Annotated in this window: 22 protein-coding genes; 11 read left to right on the forward strand and 11 right to left on the reverse strand. The window is 69.2% G+C overall.

Annotation, left to right across the window (positions count from 1 at the left end):
* Positions 1–716: 716 nt before the first annotated feature.
* On the forward strand, positions 717–1733 hold the full coding sequence (locus ACQPZP_RS03475) for a glycerophosphodiester phosphodiesterase family protein (RefSeq protein ID WP_433476171.1): 1017 nt from the start codon (positions 717–719) through the stop codon (positions 1731–1733).
* A 12-nt stretch (positions 1734–1745) separates the two neighbouring features.
* Here the strand turns inward: ACQPZP_RS03475 and ACQPZP_RS03480 are convergent, their stop codons facing one another.
* The 3 genes from ACQPZP_RS03480 to ACQPZP_RS03490 form a co-directional block, all read right to left on the reverse strand.
* Complete coding sequence (locus ACQPZP_RS03480; RefSeq protein ID WP_433476172.1) at positions 1746–2474, reverse strand: HD domain-containing protein; 729 nt, start codon at positions 2472–2474, stop codon at positions 1746–1748.
* A 40-nt stretch (positions 2475–2514) separates the two neighbouring features.
* Positions 2515–3915 (reverse strand): hypothetical protein, encoded by a 1401-nt coding sequence (locus ACQPZP_RS03485; RefSeq protein ID WP_433476173.1) that lies wholly within the window; start codon positions 3913–3915, stop codon positions 2515–2517.
* A 68-nt stretch (positions 3916–3983) separates the two neighbouring features.
* A complete protein-coding gene (locus ACQPZP_RS03490; protein WP_433476174.1) occupies positions 3984–4598 on the reverse strand; it encodes an HdeD family acid-resistance protein in 615 nt (204 codons plus the stop codon).
* Between the two features lie 242 nt (positions 4599–4840).
* On the opposite strand from ACQPZP_RS03490, the gene ACQPZP_RS03495 reads away from it, so the two are divergent.
* The 3 genes from ACQPZP_RS03495 (at position 4841) to ACQPZP_RS03505 (ending at position 7138) form a co-directional block, all read left to right on the forward strand.
* Entirely contained in the window at positions 4841–5278 is a 438-nt protein-coding gene (locus ACQPZP_RS03495; RefSeq protein WP_433476175.1) for a DUF7144 family membrane protein, read from the forward strand.
* A complete protein-coding gene (locus ACQPZP_RS03500; protein ID WP_433476176.1) occupies positions 5275–5778 on the forward strand; it encodes a hypothetical protein in 504 nt (167 codons plus the stop codon). The genes ACQPZP_RS03495 and ACQPZP_RS03500 overlap by 4 nt, the downstream gene beginning before the upstream one ends.
* Before the next feature lie 94 nt (positions 5779–5872).
* Positions 5873–7138, forward strand: coding sequence for a diacylglycerol/lipid kinase family protein (locus ACQPZP_RS03505; protein ID WP_433476177.1), 1266 nt, complete (start codon positions 5873–5875; stop codon positions 7136–7138).
* Positions 7139–7178: 40 nt separating this feature from the next.
* On the opposite strand, the gene ACQPZP_RS03510 is transcribed toward ACQPZP_RS03505, so the two are convergent.
* Positions 7179–7799 carry a GyrI-like domain-containing protein gene (locus ACQPZP_RS03510; protein ID WP_433476178.1) on the reverse strand — a complete coding sequence of 207 codons (621 nt, stop codon included), beginning with the start codon at positions 7797–7799 and terminating at the stop codon, positions 7179–7181.
* Positions 7786–8367 (reverse strand): PadR family transcriptional regulator, encoded by a 582-nt coding sequence (locus ACQPZP_RS03515; RefSeq protein WP_433476179.1) that lies wholly within the window; start codon positions 8365–8367, stop codon positions 7786–7788. Before ACQPZP_RS03515 ends, ACQPZP_RS03510 begins: the two co-directional genes overlap by 14 nt.
* Positions 8368–8498: 131 nt before the next feature.
* Between ACQPZP_RS03515 and ACQPZP_RS03520 the strand changes: the two genes are divergently transcribed.
* Positions 8499–9146, forward strand: a complete 648-nt coding sequence (locus ACQPZP_RS03520; protein ID WP_433476180.1) for a dihydrofolate reductase family protein — start codon at positions 8499–8501, stop codon at positions 9144–9146.
* 117 nt (positions 9147–9263) lie between these two features.
* Here the strand turns inward: ACQPZP_RS03520 and ACQPZP_RS03525 are convergent, their stop codons facing one another.
* From ACQPZP_RS03525 to ACQPZP_RS03535, 3 genes are all read right to left on the reverse strand, one after another.
* On the reverse strand, positions 9264–9920 hold the full coding sequence (locus tag ACQPZP_RS03525; protein ID WP_433476181.1) for an arsenate reductase ArsC: 657 nt from the start codon (positions 9918–9920) through the stop codon (positions 9264–9266).
* On the reverse strand, positions 9917–10651 hold the full coding sequence (locus ACQPZP_RS03530; protein ID WP_433476182.1) for a helix-turn-helix domain-containing protein: 735 nt from the start codon (positions 10649–10651) through the stop codon (positions 9917–9919). Before ACQPZP_RS03530 ends, ACQPZP_RS03525 begins: the two co-directional genes overlap by 4 nt.
* Before the next feature lie 90 nt (positions 10652–10741).
* Entirely contained in the window at positions 10742–11146 is a 405-nt protein-coding gene (locus ACQPZP_RS03535; RefSeq protein WP_433476183.1) for an arsenate reductase ArsC, read from the reverse strand.
* A gap of 122 nt (positions 11147–11268) precedes the next feature.
* Between ACQPZP_RS03535 and ACQPZP_RS03540 the strand changes: the two genes are divergently transcribed.
* Both ACQPZP_RS03540 and ACQPZP_RS03545 read left to right on the forward strand, forming a co-directional pair.
* Complete coding sequence (locus ACQPZP_RS03540) at positions 11269–11565, forward strand: ArsR/SmtB family transcription factor (protein WP_433476184.1); 297 nt, start codon at positions 11269–11271, stop codon at positions 11563–11565.
* Positions 11562–12299, forward strand: coding sequence for an aquaporin (locus ACQPZP_RS03545; protein WP_433476185.1), 738 nt, complete (start codon positions 11562–11564; stop codon positions 12297–12299). Before ACQPZP_RS03540 ends, ACQPZP_RS03545 begins: the two co-directional genes overlap by 4 nt.
* A gap of 85 nt (positions 12300–12384) precedes the next feature.
* Here ACQPZP_RS03545 and ACQPZP_RS03550 read toward each other — a convergent pair whose 3' ends face one another.
* Positions 12385–13650 carry an MFS transporter gene (locus ACQPZP_RS03550; RefSeq protein WP_433476186.1) on the reverse strand — a complete coding sequence of 422 codons (1266 nt, stop codon included), beginning with the start codon at positions 13648–13650 and terminating at the stop codon, positions 12385–12387.
* Positions 13651–13654: 4 nt separating this feature from the next.
* Positions 13655–15310, reverse strand: a complete 1656-nt coding sequence (locus tag ACQPZP_RS03555) for an FAD-dependent oxidoreductase (protein ID WP_433476187.1) — start codon at positions 15308–15310, stop codon at positions 13655–13657.
* Positions 15311–15601: 291 nt separating this feature from the next.
* On the opposite strand from ACQPZP_RS03555, the gene ACQPZP_RS03560 reads away from it, so the two are divergent.
* On the forward strand, positions 15602–15967 hold the full coding sequence (locus ACQPZP_RS03560) for an ArsR/SmtB family transcription factor (RefSeq protein WP_433476188.1): 366 nt from the start codon (positions 15602–15604) through the stop codon (positions 15965–15967).
* A gap of 36 nt (positions 15968–16003) precedes the next feature.
* Here ACQPZP_RS03560 and ACQPZP_RS03565 read toward each other — a convergent pair whose 3' ends face one another.
* Complete coding sequence (locus ACQPZP_RS03565) at positions 16004–16984, reverse strand: flavin-containing monooxygenase (protein ID WP_433476189.1); 981 nt, start codon at positions 16982–16984, stop codon at positions 16004–16006.
* Positions 16985–17032: 48 nt separating this feature from the next.
* On the opposite strand from ACQPZP_RS03565, the gene ACQPZP_RS03570 reads away from it, so the two are divergent.
* The 3 genes from ACQPZP_RS03570 (at position 17033) to ACQPZP_RS03580 (ending at position 18630) form a co-directional block, all read left to right on the forward strand.
* On the forward strand, positions 17033–17425 hold the full coding sequence (locus ACQPZP_RS03570) for an ArsR/SmtB family transcription factor (RefSeq protein ID WP_433476190.1): 393 nt from the start codon (positions 17033–17035) through the stop codon (positions 17423–17425).
* 105 nt (positions 17426–17530) lie between these two features.
* Positions 17531–17881: an ArsR/SmtB family transcription factor gene (locus ACQPZP_RS03575; RefSeq protein ID WP_433476191.1), complete on the forward strand. Its 351-nt coding sequence runs from the start codon at positions 17531–17533 to the stop codon at positions 17879–17881.
* Positions 17881–18630 carry a methyltransferase domain-containing protein gene (locus ACQPZP_RS03580; protein ID WP_433476192.1) on the forward strand — a complete coding sequence of 250 codons (750 nt, stop codon included), beginning with the start codon at positions 17881–17883 and terminating at the stop codon, positions 18628–18630. The genes ACQPZP_RS03575 and ACQPZP_RS03580 overlap by 1 nt, the downstream gene beginning before the upstream one ends.
* The last annotated feature ends 43 nt before the right edge of the window (positions 18631–18673 follow it).

Genomic DNA, 18673 nt, shown 5'->3' on the forward strand with positions numbered 1-18673 from the left:
CGGGCTTATGCCACTCCAGGCGTACTCGCCGACGCGCGCGTCGTCGGCCGGCCGCAGCCGTCCGTCCAGCGCCGCGACCAGCTGTTCCTGGTATCCGACGACGTCGTAGGGGAGACGGACGGGACGTGCCAGCCCCTGGACGCGGATAACGTCCGCGATGGCGGTGTCAAGCCAGGTCGGCCGGCGCAGAAAGCTCGGATCGAGGCATCGAGGCCCGCGAAGTAGGCCATCCGCGGCCCGCCGACTCGGGGTCGACACCACGCTCGCCGGGGGAGAACTCGCGCGGCTCTCCGCGGCGTTCGGCCTTGAGAACCGGCGCGTCCTACGGCTCGTAGCGCACCGGCGATCGGGCGGCTCGACCGCCGCCCGATCGTCTCTCAAGATCCTCACCGGCCGGTTCACGGCCGGAGAGCCCCCACCCGATGGCGCGTCCACCAGACGCGCCATCACTTGTTCAACGCCGCACCTGGTCAGGCCCACGCCAGGTCCGACCGCGGGTCGGGCACGGTGCGTGAGGAGGGCGGCAGGAAATGGATCGTGACGATTCGGCCTGCCCGGCCCCCAGCCGCCGTGTTCCGCGAATCTTCACCGCTCCCTCATATTCGGTTCGTGATCCGGGCCGGACCTCGGTCCTAGCTTCTCGGGGCAACACGATCTCCGATATCGAGGTTCCTATGTCGCTGCGACATGTTCTGACAGGCCTGGCCCTTGGCTCCGTGATCGCCTGGCCCACGGCCGCGCAGGCATCGCCGGGCGGTGTTCCGCCGCAGAAGACTCATTTCGATCTGCAGGCGCACCGTGGCGGCATCGGTATGACGACCGAGGAGTCGCTGGAGGGGTTCGGAAAGGCGATGCGCTTGGGCGTCACCACGCTCGAACTCGACACCCATGTGACGAAGGACCGGAAGGTCGTCGTCAACCACGACCGGCAGGTCAGCGCCCAGAAATGCCGTGACACCGCGCCTGTGACGCCCGGGGACCCGATGTACCCGTATGTCGGCAAGTACATCAAGGACCTGACCCTGGCCCAGATCAAGACCATGGACTGCGGGTACCAGCGCCTTCCGGGCTTCCCGGAGCAGGAACAGATCAAGGGCTTCCGGATGGTGGAGCTCAAGGACGTCCTCGACCTGGTCAAGAGCTACCACGCCAAGCAGGTCACGCTGAACATCGAGACCAAGGTCGAGGCCGGAGCCCCCGAGCAGACGGCGCCGCGGGAGCTGTTCGTCCGCCGGGTCTACGAGGAGATCCACGCCTCGGGCATCGAGGACCAGGTCACCATCCAGTCCTTCGACTGGGGCGCGCTGAAGGAGATGCACCGGCTCGCGCCCTCCTACCCGCTGGTGGCGCTGACGAACTACGACTTCCTGCAGGTGGGCCGTCCCGGCGCGTCCCCGTGGCTCGGCGGGATCGACGCCGACGACTACGACGGCGACTTCGTCAGGGCCGCGGCCACCATCGCCGGTGTGAGAGCGCTGTCACCCGTGTACGGGTTCCCGCAGAACGGCAAGATCGGCGACCCGGGTTTCCGCTTCTACGTCTCCAGGTCGATGATCTCCGCGGCGCACGCCCGGGGCCTGAAGGTCGTCCCGTGGACCTGCGACGACCCGGCCACCATCGAGGCGCTCATCGACATGGGTGTCGACGGCGTCATCACCGACTACCCGAACCGCGTCCGCCAGATCATGGCCGACCGCGGCATGCGCCTGCCCAAGCCGTACGCCCCACGCTGAGGTGGCCTGGGATCAGGTCGCCTGGCTTGCCATGGCGTGCCCCTGGAGGATGACCGCGAAGCGTTCGTCGGCGCGGTCGAGCTGGCCGGTGATGTGGCGCTTGATCCGGTCCTTCAGCGGGGTGTCCGGACGGGTGATCAGTTCCTTGAGCTCCGGGACGAGCGGCCGGTACTTCCGGGCGAGCTTGCGCAGCTTGGGGCCGGTGGTGTGGATCAGGCCGACGCCGTTGTCGGTGAAGTCCGAGACCTTGATGATCCGCGCCTCGGGGTGCCGGTCCAGGCTCTCGGTGACGTGCGCGCGGTACTGGGCGTGGACGTCGCGGCTGCGGTCGTAGACGGGGTTGGTCACGGCGCGGACGAGGTCGGCGACGCGCGGGCCGAACTCGGTGGCCAGCGTGTCCAGCGCGCCCTCGGTGGAGTTCTCGTGCCCGTCGCCGGCCAGCTCCGCGGGGTGGTCTTCCACCGAGTCGTGCAGCAGCGCGGCGACGAGCAGGTCCACGTCGTCCACCTCGTAGTGGCACATCACGCGGAGCGTCACGCGGAGCAGATGGTTCACCACCGGCTCGCGGACGCGCTGGTCCTGGCGGTGGAGGTCGCTCGCCAGTGCCAGGGCGGTGCTCAGCCGCCGCCAGTCCGGTTCCCGGAAGCGCAGGATCTCGCGGGAGAACCGGTCGCGGAGTCCCGCCTCGCCGTAGACCTCGGTGATCGTGTGTAGTGGGAGTGTCTGCAGATAACTGGTCACCGTGGTCCCCTCTCGCGTATCCATACGACGCCGCCCGCGATCACCCGGTTCCGGCGAGGCGGGCGAACAGTGTCACGCCCAGCTCGTAGGCCGACAGGACGAGCAGGATCACCAGAAAGGCCGTCCAGGACGCGAACAGCAGCGCTACCAGCGCTGCCACCGCGACGCCCGCGATGCGCAGTGTGTCCAGGTGTCTCGCGGCCTGCTGACGGGGCCGCTCACCGGTGGCGGTGGTACGGGCGGCCGAGGCGAGCGTGCGGGCGCCCGACGCGGTGTGGCGGCGCAGCGCCCTCGGCAGCCGGCCGGGTCCCACCAGGTAGGCCAGGACGGCGACGGCGACGCCCGACCACAGCAGCCAGTCGCCGCGCGTGCGCAGGGACGAGAAGATCTCATGCACCGCCACCGAGGCGGCCTGCTTGTAGACGCCCTCGGGCAGGTGCTCCAGGATTCGGCCCTGGACCGCCCGCATCGCCGCCGACAGCACCACGACGCTCACCGCGGTGGCCACGCCGAACTGCAGCACCGTGCGTCGCCGTCCGGGCGAGACGACCAACGCCAGCACGAGGCACAGCAGCGTGCCGCCCACGAGCAGGGCGAGACCCTTCTTGAAGGCCAGGACCATGTCCTGGAAGCCGGTGAGATCGCCGTGGTGGTAGATGGTGATGTGGCCGAAGTCTGCGGGCAGCGTCACCCCGAGCGCCTGCTGGACCTTGGCCTGCAGGTCGGGCGGGATCTGGCCCGACGTGACGGTGGGCAGGGCGAGCTGCTTGCCGAAAAGCGTCGGCAGCTCGCGCGAGACGGTGACGAGCACGTTGTTGATGATCGGCAGCATGTTGAGCGTCACGACGCCGTCCTGGGCGCTGACCGTCTGACTCTCGCCCTTGATGATCGCGATGATCCGGGCGTGCGCCGACCGGTTCGCCTGCTCCCACAGATCCTGGAACTGCTCGGTGCTCATGAACTCCTGCACCCGCCCGCGCAGGTAGTCGTGGACGGTGTTGGAGAGGGGGCCTGCCAGGAATGCGGCCTTGGGCGGCAGCGCGTCGGTGATCCGTCCCTGCACATCGGTGTTCGTGAACACCTGGTCCGTGATGTAGGTCGCCAGGGCGGTGTTGACCTCGGGATGCCCGGGCAGCGGCGCGACAGTGGCGACCCACCGGTCGGTGTTCACCATCGTCCGCGCCCCCCAGACGCCGACGACCGAGGCCACCAGGCCGAACCCGGCCAGCGCCACCAGCAGCGCCGCGAGCGCCCTGCGAACCCGCGGCCAGTTCGGGTGTGCGCGGACGAGCCGGACAGGCGGCCGCTCCGCCAGCTGCGCCCGCAGTTCGGCCACCTCGGCGCGCAGGCGCCGCACCTCCTCCCCGCCACCACCCGGCCCGTCGCCGTGCGCGGCCCCGCCGGGTGCTCCCTCATCGGCCGCGTGCCCGACGCCGCCCATCACGAGCCTCCCGGGGTCGACACGTCAGGTTCCCAGGTGCTGCCGGCAGGAGCCGGTCGCGGGATCGGTCATCGGTTCGCGTTCGCCGTTCGCTTGCCGGCGTGCCGGATCCAGAGGGAGAGGGCCGCGGTCACCAGCCCCCAGGTGATGAGCCACAGGCCGACGAGCCATGTCAGTGCGGTCAGGGTGATCCCCGGCCACAGCAGCAGTAGGAGCCCCGCGAGGATGCACAGGCCCGCAAGGAACGCCGCCCCGCCGCGTCCCGGCAGGGACGGCTCCGCCAGCGTGGCGACGAGTCCGACCGTGCCGCTGATCAACCAGAACAGGCCGAAGAGGAGGGCCAGGATCTGGACGGTCTGGAGCGGGTCGCGCATGACGAGCACGCCGATGGCCAGCGACAGCACGCCCAGCAGCGTGAACAGGACGCGGGCGCCCCCGCCCGCCTCGTCCGCCGCGATGGCCTGCACGATCCGGTACACGCCGAGGATCACCAGCTTGAGACCGAAGAGGAAGGCCACGACACGGATGGTCGCGTCCGGCCACGTCACGATGGCGAGGCCCAGGAGTGCCGAGAGGATCCCGGCGGCCGCGCCGGCACCCCAGGCGCCGGCCGCCAGCCGCTTGGTGAACCCGCCGGACGCCCGCGGGCTCGCCGACGCTGCCGATGATGGCGCTGAGGTCATGAGATCCCCCTGCTCGCCCGGCTCCGCCACATGTCCTCGATGGAGCCGGATGCGGGCTAAGTGGACCGCGTCGGCGCACGAGCCCGCATCATCCCTGGCGGGTGAGTCGCGGCCGACAGCGGCGCGGCGAAATCGCCTCGCGGGGCCGCGCGGCTCCGCGAACTCATCCGCCAGGGGTGATCTGGGCACGGCCGTTCCGGCGGACGCTAGGGGTGGATTCGACTCGTTCAAGGGGGGCCGACATGACCCGAAGTGTGCATCCTCAGGTCGACGCCGACCGTGCGCCGGTGAGCGGCTGGGCCGTCGGCTTCGCCGTCTTCGCAGGCTGCATGATGATCATGGTCGGGCTGTTCGGGGCGATCGCGGGAATCGCCGCGATCGCCGATGACGATCTGTACGCGATCCGCGGCGACTACGTCTTCAAGTGGGACGTGTCGGCATGGGGCTGGATCCACCTGGTGCTCGGGATCATCGTGATCGCGGCCGGAATCGCCGTGTTCGGCGGACGGACCTGGGCGCGCGTCATCGGCATCGCCCTGGCGTTGCTGAGCGCCGTCGCGAACTTCATGTTCCTTCCGTACTACCCGGTGTGGTCCATAGTGATGATCGCTCTGGACATCGCGGTGATCTGGGCTCTGGCGAGGTATTCAAGGCAGGCCGCCGCCGACACCTGGGGATGAGGCCGCTCCGGGACCGTGCCGGCGCCCCCGCGCGTGCCGACTACTCGGACGCGGTGTACGGATCGCTGCTGGCCGCCTCGGTGATCGCCGGGACCGGTTCGGGCGACCATCCGATCCCGGCCCCGTCCCTGGTGGCCCTCCTGCTCGCCACGGGACTGGTCTTCTGGCTCGCGCACGTCTTCGCCCGGTTGACAGGGGATCGCGCGCGGGGCGCGGCGTGGGAGTGGACGGAGATCAGGTCTGTCGGCGCAGCAGAGTGGCCGCTGGTCCAGGCCGCCTTCCCTCCGGCCGCGGTGGCCTGCGCGGGCTGGCTCCTGGGGCTGGCCGACGCCACGACCGCCTGGCTGGCGCTCCTGGTGGCGCTGGCCGGTCAGGTCGGCTGGGGCATCGCGGCCTCGCTCCAGGTGGGTGCGCCGGCAAGAACGGTCGTCGTGTCGGGCCTGGTCAATCTGGTCCTTGGATTGGCCGTCGTCGCTCTGAAGACCCTGTTGTCACATTGAGGATGCACTTGTGCGCGGTTTGAACGGTACGGCCGGATGGCGTGGCCTTGCCGCCCGGCGTCGGATGGCGCGCCTCTCCCTTGCGTCCGGGGGCGTGGCGGTACTGACCCTGCTGCTGGTCGCCGGGTTCAGAAGCCTTGTGCTGCTGGGCGTCGGACTGGCTGGGCTGGTCGTCACAGCGGGCGCGCTCTGGTGGGTGCTTACGCGGCGGGCTCTGGTCCGGGTGCTTGCTGGCGCATTGGCCGTGGCCATGCCGCTGGCAGTCACGCTGTACTACATAGCGCTGGGCCTACTGTGGGTCGTCCTTCTGTCCGCTGGTCTGTGGGCGTTGGCGGTGGGGGCCGGACGGGCCGCGCTGAGAACGGGCGGCCAGGGCGCCGCCCCGGCGCCGTACCCGGCTCCGCCCCCCGCACAACCCTTCCTGATCATGAATCCGCGCTCGGGCGGGGGGAAGGTGGAGCGGTTCCGGCTCGCCGACAAGGCTCGCGAGCTGGGTGCCCGCGTCGTGGTGCTCGACCCGGACCATCACCGGGACGTCGCCGAGCTGGCACGCCGGGCCGTGGCCGACGGCGCCGATCTGCTCGGTGTGGCGGGCGGTGACGGGACCCAGGCGCTCGTCGCCGACGTGGCGGCGCGGCACGGCGTGCCGTTCATGGTCATCGCGGCTGGGACCCGCAACCACTTCGCCCTGGACCTCGGCCTGGACCGTGCCGACCCGACGGCCTGTCTGGGCGCCCTCACCGACGGCGTGGAACTGCGGATCGACCTCGGTCGCATCGGCGACCGCGTCTTCGTCAACAACGCCTCCTTCGGCGCGTACGCGGCCGTCGTGCAAAGCCCCGGCTATCGCGACGACAAGGTGCGCACCACCCTCCAACTGCTTCCGGACCTGCTCACCCGGGAGCGCGGCCCCCGGCTGACGGTCCACGCCGCGAACGTCGTCATCGACGGCCCGCAGGCCGTCCTCGTGAGCAACAACCCCTATCAGGGCGGCGACCCCGCCGGTCTCGGCCGCCGGGAGCGACTGGAATCCGGCGTCCTCGGCGTCCTGGCGGTCAGCGTCGACAGCGCGGCCCAGGCCGCCGGCCTGCTCCGCGGGCGGCGCGGCCCCGGCCTCACGGCGCTGACCACGGACGAGGTCACCGTCGATGCCGACGCCTCCGAGATCCCGGTCGGTGTCGACGGTGAGACGCTCACCCTGCCCACCCCGGTGACCTGCAGAATTCAAGCGGCCGCCCTGCGCGTGCGGGTGCCGCGCCACCGTCGCCGCGCGCTCCGCGCGAAGCCGATGCTGGACTGGCGCAGCCTGCACCGGCTGGCCTTCACGCGGAGCGGTGACTCCATGCGCCGGAGGGCTTGATCGCCAAAGACGGGGTCACCCGAGCCCGGTCCTCGCTGTGTCAGTTCGCCGTCTGAACCGGTTGCCGGAGGATGGTCTTGAGTTTGGCGGGCTCGGTTCGACGGTGGTCGCCGAGGTAGATCTCGTGGTGGTGCCCGGTCATGCGCAGGTTGTTGGCGGCGAGGTACTCGTGATGGAGCTTGGCGAGCACGGGTCCTTCGTCGTCGTAGGGACCGACGTGCAGGAGCTGGGCGCTGGTGCCCTCGTGCAGCGTCTCGCGGCGGATCTCGGCGATCGCGGGGAGGCCTTTCTTCGCGAGCGCGGCCTGTTCGGCCTCGTCGATGAGGTCTTCGGTGATCCAGTCGGGTTGGCTGATGAGCATGCGCCAGTGCCAGGCGTCCTTGTCGCGGGTGATGAACACCTCTGGGTCGTCTGACCACCACAGTCCTTCGAGCGGCGCGACGACGAAGTCCCGGCCGAGGGCGTTCTTGCTGGTGAACTTGATCGTGTAGGCGACGGTGTAGAGCGCCTCGACGGCGCGCGCGTAGTCGGCGCTGGTGTTGGGGTCACCGTGACCGTCGATGGCGATGAACTGCTGCGCGGGCACGTCGACCAGCGCCCAGTCGGTGTTCCTTGGCGCGTAGCACTGCTTGCGTTCTCGTTTGACGTCATAGCGGGTCATGGCCGTCCGCCTTCCTGGTGGGAGGTTGGTCGCCGAGTTCGGCGAGTTCCGCCCGGTAGTCGTCCAGCCAATGCTGTTCTGCGGCCAGCTGGCCCAGCGTGTAGTCGAAGATGGCGCGGACGAAACCGGGCACGTCAGGTTGGGCGTCGCGGGCCGCGCCGATGGCGGCGATCCTCTCCGTCAGGGCCGCGGCCCGCCGGTCGAGCGCGGCCCGCAGGCGCTCGGGCGGAATGACCGGCTGGTTGGCCAGGCCGATCAGGACGGGCGGGAACACCGGCCGGAGTTCGGCCACCGCGTCCTCGGCCGACCGTGCGCACGCCCGGCGTCCCTCGGCCGTCGGGCCGTACACCCGGCGGGTCTTTCCCCGCGCCGGCGGCGTGCCGACCTCGGTGATCAGGCCGCGGTCGCGGAGCCGGGCCAGCAGGTAGTAGATCGAGCTGAAGCCGATCTCGGTCCACTCGCGCATGCCGCGGGCGCTGATGATCTCGTCCAGTTCGTACCCGTGTCTCGGCTTCTCTACGAGCAGGCCGAGCAGAGTCAGCTCAGCGGGCGTCAGGTCGGCAGCCACATTTTTATTCTAGTACTAGAATAGAAGTCTCTGGCCACCCGCCAACGTCGTGATGTCGAGACGGCCGGGTCGGCTCCGACCTTCTTGTGACGGCACCGGACGATGTGCCGATGGATGGAAGGAGCACTCCGATGTCCGACGTTCGCGTTCACAACTTCTCGATCTCGCTGGACGGCTTTGCGACCGGCGCCGGTCAGGCCCCGGACGCCCCGTTCGGTCACGCCGGCGAACGCCTGCACGAGTGGATGTTCGCCACCCGGTTCTGGTACGAGATGGGCGGCGCCCAGGGCGGCAGTGCCGGCGCCGACCACGCCTTCGCGGCGATGCACGGTCACGGCATCGGCGCCGAGATCATGGGCGCCGGCAAGTTCGGCCCGCCCGGCTGGCAGGACGACCCCGGCTACAAGGGCGCATGGGGCCCCAACCCGCCGTTCCACACTCCGGTCTTCGTGCTCACCCACCGGCCGCGGCCATCGATCGAGATGGAGGGCGGCACCACGTTCCACTTCCTGGACGCCTCACCCGCCGAGGCGCTCAACGCGGCCCGCGAAGCGGCCGACGGCCAAGACGTGCGCCTAGGCGGCGGCCCCTCGGTGGTACGCGACTTCCTCACCGAAGGCCTGGTCGATCACATGCACGTGGTCCAGGTCCCGATCCTGCTCGGCCGCGGTGTCCGGCTCTGGGACGGTCTGGAGTCGCTGGAGGAGGCCTACGACATCGAGGCGGTCTCCACACCAAGCGGCGTCACCCACCTGACCTTCACCGCCAAGCACCGGTGACCGCGGTCCGTGGCAGCTTCGTTCGCCGAGGCGGGTAGGTCGTTGCAGGCTGAACCGGGCGCTCAGGGGAGTTTCCGGTGGGCGTGGCGGTGTCGCCGGGGGATTCGGGTGGTCAGGTCAGTAAGTGATCTGGATTTCCAGTTCGGTGAGCAGGGTGCGGACGCGGCGTTCGATCTCGTCGCGGATGGGGCGGATCGCCTGTAGGTCGAGTCCTTCGGGGTCCTCGACGGTCCAGTCCTCGTAGCGTTTGCTGGGGAAGATGGGGCAGGCGTCGCCACAGCCCATGGTGATGATGACGTCGGCGGCGCGGGTGATCTCGTCGCTCCAGGGCTTGGGGAACTCGCGGGAGATGTCGATGCCGCGTTCACGCATGGCGGCGATGGCGGCCGGGTTGACCTCGATGCCGGGTTCGGATCCGCCGGACCAGCCGATGGCCGCTGTCCCAGCCAGATGCTGGAAGAAGCCGAGGGCCATCTGGGAGCGCCCGGCGTTGTGCACGCACAGGAACAGGACGATCGGAACGGTGGCGGTGTCCTTGCCTTCGATGCGGGCCAGGGCGTGCAGGCGTTGGCGGGCGAACCGTTCGGCCAGCAGCGGTAGGAAGCGGGAGATGGTGGCGCGGTCGGCGAACTGGTCGTAGCTGGAGTGCAGGAATCTCTCGATGGTCTCTCTACTGAAGGTGCCTGTGAACTCCTCGGCGAGGTTGCGGGTGGCCGTCAGTAGGGCGTGCTGCTGGTCGATGCCCAGGTCGGGGTGGCGATGAGTGTCGGTCACGACGGCTCCTCGACTGTTGCAGCGTCGGCTTCCTGGGTGGGGGCCGCGGTTGGTGTTATGGCAGGGGCAAGACGCTCGACGCGCGCGGCGATGTCGGTGAAGGCGGTCTCGAACGCCGCATCGGTGCCGACGCGGACCGGGTCAGGCACCGACCAGTGCAGTCCAGCGGCTTGGAGCAGGTCTTCGTAGGCGTTGTCGCAGACCGCTACGACGAGGTCGCCGGGACGGAGCACGTCGCGGACGTGGGCGGTGCGGTCGGGGTCCAGTTGCAGGTCGTGGCGGTGAGCGAGGCCGAGGGCGCGAGGATGTACCCGCGGGCTGGGCGAGGTCCCGGCCGACGCGGCCGGGACCTCAGGGTGGCGAACATTCTGGTTCCACAGGGCGGCCGCGAGCTGGGATCGAGCGGAGTTATGGGTGCACACGAACACCACCCGGGTCGCGGCTCTGGTCAGCACCGCCACCGCCGGATTGAGACCGGCCAGCGCAGAGGGCACCAACCGCACGTAGGTGCGCCGCCGGTCGGCCTCGGAACGGCCGCGCTGTACCAGGCCCGCGCCCGCCAGCACCTTCAGGTGGTGCGCCAGGAGATTCGATGGCAGGCCAAGCTTGTCCGCGAGCTCGCCTGGCGAGGCGTCTCCCAGCACCAGGGCATCGATGACGGCGAGTCGGGCGGGCTCGGCGAGCGCCGCGTGGATCGCAGCCCGTTCCTTGAGTTCGATTCCCTCAACCATGATTGACTCAATAATTGTTGAGAGAACCAGAGAAGTCAAGGGTGGCATCGGTTCGGCGGTTGTCACTGCTCTCGCGGCCCTGCTGCTGACCTAGTCGCCGAGGAGTTCCTTGGCGAGGGCCTCGACCCGAGTGCGGATCTCGTCGCGGATCGGGCGGACGGCCTCCACGCCCTGGCCGGCAGGGTCGTCGAGGGTCCAGTCGAGGTAGCGCTTGCCGGGAAAGACAGGGCAGACGTCCCCGCAGCCCATGGTGATGCACACGTCCGAGGACTGGACCGCCTCGACGGTCAGCACCTTGGGGATTTCGTCGGCGATGTCGATGCCGACCTCCGCCATCGCCTGGACGACGGCCGGGTTGACCGCGTCGGCGGGCGCCGAGCCCGCGGAGCGGACCTCGATCTTGCCGTCCGCCAGATAGGTGAGGAAGGCGGCGGCCATCTGGGACCGGCCCGCATTGTGGACGCAGACGAACAGGACACTGGGCTTGTCTGACACCAGCGATTCCTCTCGGGACGTGGGCGGGCGGCGTGACGATGAAGTGCCGCTGCCCAGGTGGCCTGGCGGAGCGGGCACTGCTAACGTAACAGCCCATGCTGACATCAGTCGAAACTGATGCGTTGGATCTTGAGACCCTCAAGCTTCTGGCCGACCCGTTGCGCGCCCAGATCATCACGCTGCTGGCCCGCGAGTCGTTGTGCGTGTGCCACATCGTCGAGGAGACCGGCGCCCAGCAGACCAACGTCTCCAACCATCTGCGTGCGCTGCGCCGCGCCAAGCTGGTGGAGACCGAACCGTCCGGGCGTTACGTCTACTACCGGCTACGGCCTGAGGTGATCGAAGGAGTGGCCGCCCAGCTCAACAAGCTGGCACGTGCCGCTGCCCGCTCCGATATCCAGAAAAGGCCCTGTCCGTGACCGCCGCAGCTGATCAGACAGTTGTGTCGGGCCAAGAGGTCGCGGTCGAACCGCGGCAACCGGCGCTTGCGCGCCGGGCCGTGGCCGAATTGCTCGGCACTGCGCTGCTGGTGACCGTGGTCGTGGGCTCGGGGATCATGGCGGCCCGGATCTCTCCTCACGACGTCGGATTGCAGTTGCTGGAGAACTCAACGGCCACCGTGTTCGGCCTGGCTGCCCTCATTCTGATCTTCGGGCCGGTGTCCGGGGCACACTTCAATCCGGTGGTCACGCTGGCCGACTGCGTGCTGCAGGGGCGGCCTTACCGTGATGCGGCCGTTTACCTCCCGGCGCAGGTCATCGGTGCGGTTGGCGGGGCCGTGCTGGCCAACCTGATGTTCGACCTGCCCGCGGTCACCGCGTCCCACCATGACCGCGCGCAAGCACACCTGTGGCTGGGCGAGGTCGTCGCCACGCTCGGCCTGGTCGTGCTTATCTTTTCGCTCGTCCGGACGGAACGGGCCGCGCTGGCGGCCCCGGCGGTGGGCGCTTACATCGGTGCCGCCTACTGGTTCACTTCCTCCACGTCCTTCGCCAACCCGGCGGTCACGGTCGGCCGCGCGTTCAGCGACACTTTCGCTGGGATCGCCCCGGCCTCCGTTCCCGGCTTCGTCATCGCCCAACTGGGAGGAGCAGCCATCGGGGGTGCCTTGGTCCTGATCTTCTATCCGGGCAGGACGATCACGCAGAAGTGATCAGCTGCCGGCCGCGTCCCCGCCCGAGCACAGAAAATCCAGCATGTCGTCCTGATCGTCCGGAGCGTGGGCGCCAGGATGCCGATCATCGGGGGACGCTGCCAGCGGCTAGCAGCGCGGCGAGGCCTGCGGTGGCGGCCAGGGCTGCGAACAGGGTCGGGTAGCCGCCGAGGGCGGTGGCGATGGTTGCGCCTGCGACAGGGGCGACGGCACCTGCGATGGTGGCGGGGGCGGCGAGGATGCCGGAGAGGGAGCCGTAGGCGGCGGTGCCCCAGCGGTCGGAGATTGCGGTGGCTTGGAGCAGAGTGGCGATACCGCGCATGGTTCCGGCCAGGACGGCGATGACGATGAGCAGCGCGATCGGTCCGGGCAGGGCCGCCAGCGCGGTGGTGGTGACGGCGGAGCCGGCGAGGATGCAGACCGTGCGGGTGCGGACGCTGGAGCGGCGAGCGAGGCTGCCGTAGCAAAGACGTCCGGCGACTTGTCCGAGACCGCCGAGGCCGAGGGCCCAGGTGGCGATGGTGCTGGAGGCCCCGCGCGCGGTGAGCAGCGGAATGAGGTTGGTCAGTACTGCGTACATCGAGAACGCCGAAAGAGCGAGTGCGGTGGTCAGCAGCAGGAATGGCAGGCTGCAGACCACCTCGGCGACACGGGTATGGGCCGTTCGCTCACGGGTGGGGCCTTCGGATTCGCTGGGCCTGTCGCGTTCGATCGGTGGCGGCCAGGGCTGCCGTAGCGCGTAGTAGTGCAACGGGATCGTGACCGCGGCGAGTAGACCGGCGAGCACGAAGTAGACGGCCCGCCACGACATGTGGGACACCAGAGCGTTGGTGAGCGGCGCGAAGACGGTACTGGCCAATCCGGCGACCAGGGTCAGGGTGGTAAGCGCCGGGAGGTGTCTGGGGGCGTAGTAGCGGGTGAGGGCGGCGAAGGCGGGTTGATAGAGCACAGCGGTCATCGCGATCCCGGCCAATGCCCATGCGGCGACGAACCAGGCCAGGTTCGGCGCAGTTGCGAGTCCAACGACGGCGAGTACGGCAACGACCGAGCCGCCGGTCATCAAGCCCCGGGGTCCGTGCCGGTCCAGGGCGCGGCCGACGGGGATGCCGCCGACGGCGGCCAAGATCAGTGCAATGGAGAAGGCCGCAGTGATGCTGCCAGTGGACCACCCGGTATTGCGGTTGATCGTGGGGGCCAGGACCGGGAAGGCGTAGTACAGGATGCCCCAGCTGGTGATTTCGGTGACGCACAGGGCGACCAAGGGCAGCCGAGAGGCGGCGCCGTTGGCTACGCCGGTGTCGACGGCGAGGTTGTTCGTCGCCGACACCGACGTTGACGGTTCGTGCCTCATGGGATCAGACGTCACCTCGTCCGGCGTCGCCGGAGTAGCCGTGATCGTGTCCGGTCGCAAAACCGAGCCCGGCGGGGGCGCCGACGCCGATGGTGACCGGCTGGGGTGCCGACCCGCCGCAGCAAGAGCCGCCTTCGGTTTCATTCGATGAGACCGTGACCGCGGGTTCGGCGGGCTCGGTGGCGTTGGCGGAGGCGTTCTTGGCACCAGGTAGTTGGTCTTCGGTGACGAGGTTGGTGGAGCAGACGCCGGTGGCGGGCAGGTCGAGTTCGACGGCGTCGGCGGCGGCGCGGTCTCCCGCCAGTGCGGCGACCACAGAGCGGACCTGCTCGTAGCCAGTGGCCATAAGGAAGGTGGGGGCGCGGCCGTAGCTCTTCATCCCGACCAGGTAGAAGCCGGTTTCGGGGTGGGCCAGGTCGCGTTCGCCGTGCGGTGGGACGGTGCCGCAGGAGTGGAAGTTGGGGTCGATCATCGGGGCGAGCCGCACCGGCGCCTCGGTGGCGAGGTCGAGCTCGACGCGGACTTCGCGGAGCATGTCGAGGTCGGGGCGGAAGCCGGTGGCTGCGACCACGTTGTGCGGAGACACGATATGAGTGCCCTGCGGAATTCGACCGGTGATCTTGACGGGCCCGGCGGCTGGGCCGCCGTCGGGGACTTCGAAGCCGGCGATGCTGAAGTTGCGCACCAGCTGGATCTCCCCGCCCTGGACGGCGGCCCTGAGGCGCGCGCCGAGTGCGCCGCGTGCGGGAAGGCCGTCGGCGTCGCCACCGCCGTACAGTCGGGCCACCGAGGAGCCGCGGACGGCCCATGTGATGCGGGTGCCGGGCTCGCTCTTGGCGAGTTCGGCGAGGGCGAGCAGGGTGTTGGCGGCCGAGTGGCCCATGCCGACGACCAGGGTGTGGCGGCCGGCGAAGCGATGGCGGTCACGGCCGAGCACGTCCGGCAGCGGACCGGCCAGGTAGGGGGCGGCCTGGTCCTCGCCGGGTGCGGGCAGGCCGGAGTGGCCGAGGGGGTTGCTGTGTCCCCAGGTGCCGGAGGCGTCGATCACGGCACGGGCTTTCAGGTCGATGACGGCTCCGTCCGGTCCGACGGTGCGGACCAGCAGAGGGTGCTCGTCCCGGCCGACGGTGCGGGTGACGTCCACAGTGTGCCGGGCCACGGCGACCACACGGGTGCCGGTGCGGATCCGGTCGGCCAGCTCGGGCACCTCGGCCAGTGGGGTGAGGTAGCCGCGGACCAGTTCGGCGCCGGTGGGCAGGGCGTCGGGGGCGGGCAAGGTCCAGCCGGTGGGTTCCAGCAGGCGGCGGGCGGCGGCGTCGGTGTCGTATCGCCAAGGCGAGAACAACCGGACGTGTCCCCATTCGGAGATCGCCGCGCCGACGGCCTCGCCCGCCTCCAGGACGACGAAGTCCAGGCCGCGTTCGGCCAGGTGTGCGGCGGCGGCCAGCCCGACCGGTCCGGCGCCGATGACCACGACCGGCAGATGGGGCTCGTCCTCAGTGTCGTTGACGCATCCGCATCCGGCGTTGGTCTTGGCCTCGATCTCGGTGACCGCTGGGTCCAAGGACTGCTCGGTGCCGGTGCAGCAGCTACTTACTCCGCAGCAGCTGGCCTCGACCGCCCGCGTGGTGGGCTCCTGGGGCCGATCGTTATCGCTCATGATGTCTCCTCGCTGCGTTGGGTGTGGAACGTGTGGTTGGGGCTGCGGCCGCTGGCTCAGAGGCGGGCTCGATGGGCGGCGGCGGACACACGGTCGCGATGAGCTGCCGAGCGGCAGGCTCTCGTGCAGACCTCGCTGCGTCCGTCGCGGAAGGTGATGTGCCCACCCGTGCGTGCCGCGTGGCGGGCGGTGAGTCGGGTGATCAGGGTCTTCATCTCCACTCCCTGTTTAGATGCTCTTCTAATCAGGGGCTAGTTTGCGTCTTGCATAGATAGATGTCAAATTAGAGGCATGTCTAAGTTGCTGGAGTTGGAAGACGTCGGTGCGCCGGAGTGCTGCGCGCCACTGAGCGGCCCCACCCTGGGTGAAGACGAGGCGGCCGAGTTGGCTGGGGTGTTCAAGGCGCTGTCGGACCCGGTCCGGTTGCGATTGCTGAACATGATCGCCTCGGCCGAGAGGGGTGAGGCGTGTGTATGCGACCTGACCGGCGCGTTCGAGTTGACCGCGCCGACCATCTCCCATCACCTGAAGGTGCTTCGCCAGGCCGGGCTGATCGACGGCGAACGCCGCGGGACGTGGGTGTACTACCGAGCGGTTCAGGAGCGCTTGACCCGGCTGTCGGGCCTGTTCGCCCTACCCGCTCCTAGCCCGGTGTGAGCGTTCGCCGCATCCCATTACGTCATGGCTAGCCCGCTAAGTACCTGTCCGAGTCTGTTTGAGTAGGTGCGTCAGGACATAGCGAGCATCGGTGCCCACACCACGCAGGGTGGCCGACGCGAACGACCGTTGCCACTCCAGTCCCACGTATCCGAACCCTGGATGAGTCGAGGAGAGGCCACCACGGTGGAGGGGCTGCCCGTCCCGGTCAAGGGCGGCCAGTTCTTCCAGGTGACCTGAGTCCGGCCGGAAGCCGGTGGCCAGCAGCACGTCGGCGCGCTCCCGGGTTCCGTCCTGCCAGACGACGTGACCGCCGTCCAGGCTGGTGAACATGGGGCGGCGGTCGGGGTTGCCGGTGGCGATCTGAGCTCGGTAGGAGCCGGTGTCGAACACCGGCGTGCCCTTGCCGCCAGTGAGCAGTGGACGCGCCCAGCCAGCGGCGTCCAGGCCTGTGCGCTGCAGCCAGATGTGCATGTCAATGCCGAGCACCCGCTGCGGCATGAACCGCAGTGGGTTCCGGGTGGCCAGAGTCACGCGGGCATGCTCAGCAAGCTCTACTGCGATCTGGACGGCCGAGTTGCCTCCGCCCACGATGATGACCCGCTGCCCGGCGAACTCCTCAGGCCGCTTGTACTGGGATGAATGCAGCACCATGCCGGTGAAGTCACTCAGACCCGGCAGCTCCGGACGATGTGGACGACTGAACGCACCCGTCGCAGAGACAACGATCGGCGCGGCAACGCTCTCTCCGCTTTCGGCTACGACTTCGTACCGCCGTCCTTGCTCGTCACGGGCGGGATAGCCGTCCGGATCACCGGGGAAGGTGGCGCCAGGTAGGGCGCTGCGTCGTGCCGGGGAGAACAGGGTGAGGCTCTCGTAGTAGTGCGGCCACGATCCGGCCGTCGAGGGCGAGGCTTCCAGTAGCACGGGCCTAAGGCCGAGGGTGAGGGCGACGTGGGCGGTTGCGAGACCAGCCTGCCCGCCCCCGATGATGATGGCATCGAAACGCTGAGGCATGAGGCTCAACATAACATCATTTCATGAAATGTTAATATGTTGTGGAAGGTGAAGGAGGAAGCAGTGCCTGACCAGGCCACATGCGGCATGTCGCAAGAGTCCGGGGGTCCCTGCGGGACGGCCGTGGAGCCGCTGAGTGAGAAGCTGCGCGAGTTCCTCAAGGGCTTGGCCAGCGAGCAGCGGCAGCAGATGCTCGAACTCTTTGCCGGCGGTGTCGAGTTGACAGTCGGTGCCGTCGCCGAGCGCCTGGGCGTCGGCCAGTCCAACGCTTCGCAGCAACTCGCACTGCTGCGCCGCGGCGGTCTACTCGCCTCTCGCAAGGACGGCAAGCAAGTGCGCTACCGCGTGGACACCCCCTCGGTGGAACGATCCCTCAGCGAGCTTCAGAACTACCTGCGGACATGCTGCCCACCTCCCGAAAAGGATGAGAGTGACGCGTGACCTGCGCGCGCCCCGTGATGGCTGGGCCTCAAGGTCCGCACCTGCCGGGAGCCGCCGCCTCGCGCCCTTCCCTCCTCCGAATTAATCGTCTATCGTCGATTAACGATGGATGTGGAAAAAGAACCGCTTGACCGGCCAACGGCCGTCGAGTACGCCTCCTGGTTCAAGACGCTGGCCGACCCGACCCGAATCCAGATCGTGTCGCTGTTGGCCCGCCAGGGACGTCCGACGAGCGTGGGAGAGATAGTCGACGCCGTTCACGTCGGGCAGTCGACCGTCTCGGCACACCTGAAGGTGCTGTCGGAAGCACGGTTCGTGCTGGCCGACCGGCACGGCACCGCCCGCTACTACCGGATCAACCAGACCTGCGTGCAGTGCTTCCCAACTGCCGCCGACGTCATCATGGGACGCCCTGCCCCGGCGGCACCGACCTGTTCGCCTGAGGGAGGCGACTGATGCCCACTCACGACGCCAGCAGTCAGGCCACCAGCGAGGCCATCGTGGCGCGGTACTCCGGTCTCGCGCGCCTCGCCCTTGCTGGCGGCACCCCGCAGGACGGCGACGGGTGCGGCAACTCTTGCTTTGGAGCCGCCGCCTACCCCGCCGACAATCAGCTTCCAGAGGCCGCACTGCGGGCAAGCATCGGTTGCGGCAATTCCCTCACCGTCGCCGAACTGCTTCCCGGTGAGACCGTGTTGGACTTGGGCTCGGGCGGCGGGCTGGACGTACTGCTGTCCGCTCGTCGCGTTGGCTCGAGCGGGATCGCCTACGGCTTGGACGCCAGCGACGACATGCTCACCCTCGCCCGCACCAACGCGGCCGAGGCTGGAGCCGAAAATGCCCGCTTCCTGCACGGCCACATCGAGAACGTCCCGCTTCCCGATGCCAGCGTGGACGTTGTCATCTCCAACTGCGTCATCAACCTCGCCGCCGACAAGCCCCGCGTACTGGCCGAGGCCTTCCGCGTCTTGCGTCCTGGCGGACGGTTCGGCGTCAGCGACATCATCGCCGTCCTTGCCCTCCAAACCGACGACCTTGCCGCCGCTGAAGAACGCGTCGGCTGCGCCGTTACCGCGCTGACCGCCAAGGCGTACCGCCGCCATCTTCTTGCCGCCGGGTTCACGGCCATCGCCATCACCCCGACCGCTCACGCGGGCGACGGGCTCCGGGCAGCCATCGTCCAGGCGTCCAAACCGGCCAGCTAGCTGCACGGAAGAGCGCCATGCCACACCACCCGTACCACGGCCC

Source organism: Spirillospora sp. CA-142024, assembly GCF_050942325.1.
In the GTDB taxonomy this organism is placed as follows: Bacteria; Actinomycetota; Actinomycetes; order Streptosporangiales; family Streptosporangiaceae; genus Spirillospora.

What these genes read in the sequence shown, in the direction of transcription:
- ACQPZP_RS03485 (WP_433476173.1), bottom strand. Translation starts at nt 3,915, where the DNA reads ATGGGCGGCGTCGGGCACGCGGCCGATGAGGGAGCACCCGGCGGGGCC.
- ACQPZP_RS03490 (WP_433476174.1), bottom strand. Translation starts at nt 4,598, where the DNA reads ATGACCTCAGCGCCATCATCGGCAGCGTCGGCGAGCCCGCGGGCGTCC.
- ACQPZP_RS03495 (WP_433476175.1), top strand. Translation starts at nt 4,841, where the DNA reads ATGACCCGAAGTGTGCATCCTCAGGTCGACGCCGACCGTGCGCCGGTG.
- ACQPZP_RS03500 (WP_433476176.1), top strand. Translation starts at nt 5,275, where the DNA reads ATGAGGCCGCTCCGGGACCGTGCCGGCGCCCCCGCGCGTGCCGACTAC.
- ACQPZP_RS03510 (WP_433476178.1), bottom strand. Translation starts at nt 7,799, where the DNA reads ATGACCCGCTATGACGTCAAACGAGAACGCAAGCAGTGCTACGCGCCA.
- ACQPZP_RS03520 (WP_433476180.1), top strand. Translation starts at nt 8,499, where the DNA reads ATGTCCGACGTTCGCGTTCACAACTTCTCGATCTCGCTGGACGGCTTT.
- ACQPZP_RS03530 (WP_433476182.1), bottom strand. Translation starts at nt 10,651, where the DNA reads ATGGTTGAGGGAATCGAACTCAAGGAACGGGCTGCGATCCACGCGGCG.
- ACQPZP_RS03550 (WP_433476186.1), bottom strand. Translation starts at nt 13,650, where the DNA reads ATGAGGCACGAACCGTCAACGTCGGTGTCGGCGACGAACAACCTCGCC.
- ACQPZP_RS03555 (WP_433476187.1), bottom strand. Translation starts at nt 15,310, where the DNA reads ATGAGCGATAACGATCGGCCCCAGGAGCCCACCACGCGGGCGGTCGAG.
- ACQPZP_RS03560 (WP_433476188.1), top strand. Translation starts at nt 15,602, where the DNA reads ATGTCTAAGTTGCTGGAGTTGGAAGACGTCGGTGCGCCGGAGTGCTGC.
- ACQPZP_RS03565 (WP_433476189.1), bottom strand. Translation starts at nt 16,984, where the DNA reads ATGCCTCAGCGTTTCGATGCCATCATCATCGGGGGCGGGCAGGCTGGT.
- ACQPZP_RS03575 (WP_433476191.1), top strand. Translation starts at nt 17,531, where the DNA reads ATGGATGTGGAAAAAGAACCGCTTGACCGGCCAACGGCCGTCGAGTAC.
- ACQPZP_RS03580 (WP_433476192.1), top strand. Translation starts at nt 17,881, where the DNA reads ATGCCCACTCACGACGCCAGCAGTCAGGCCACCAGCGAGGCCATCGTG.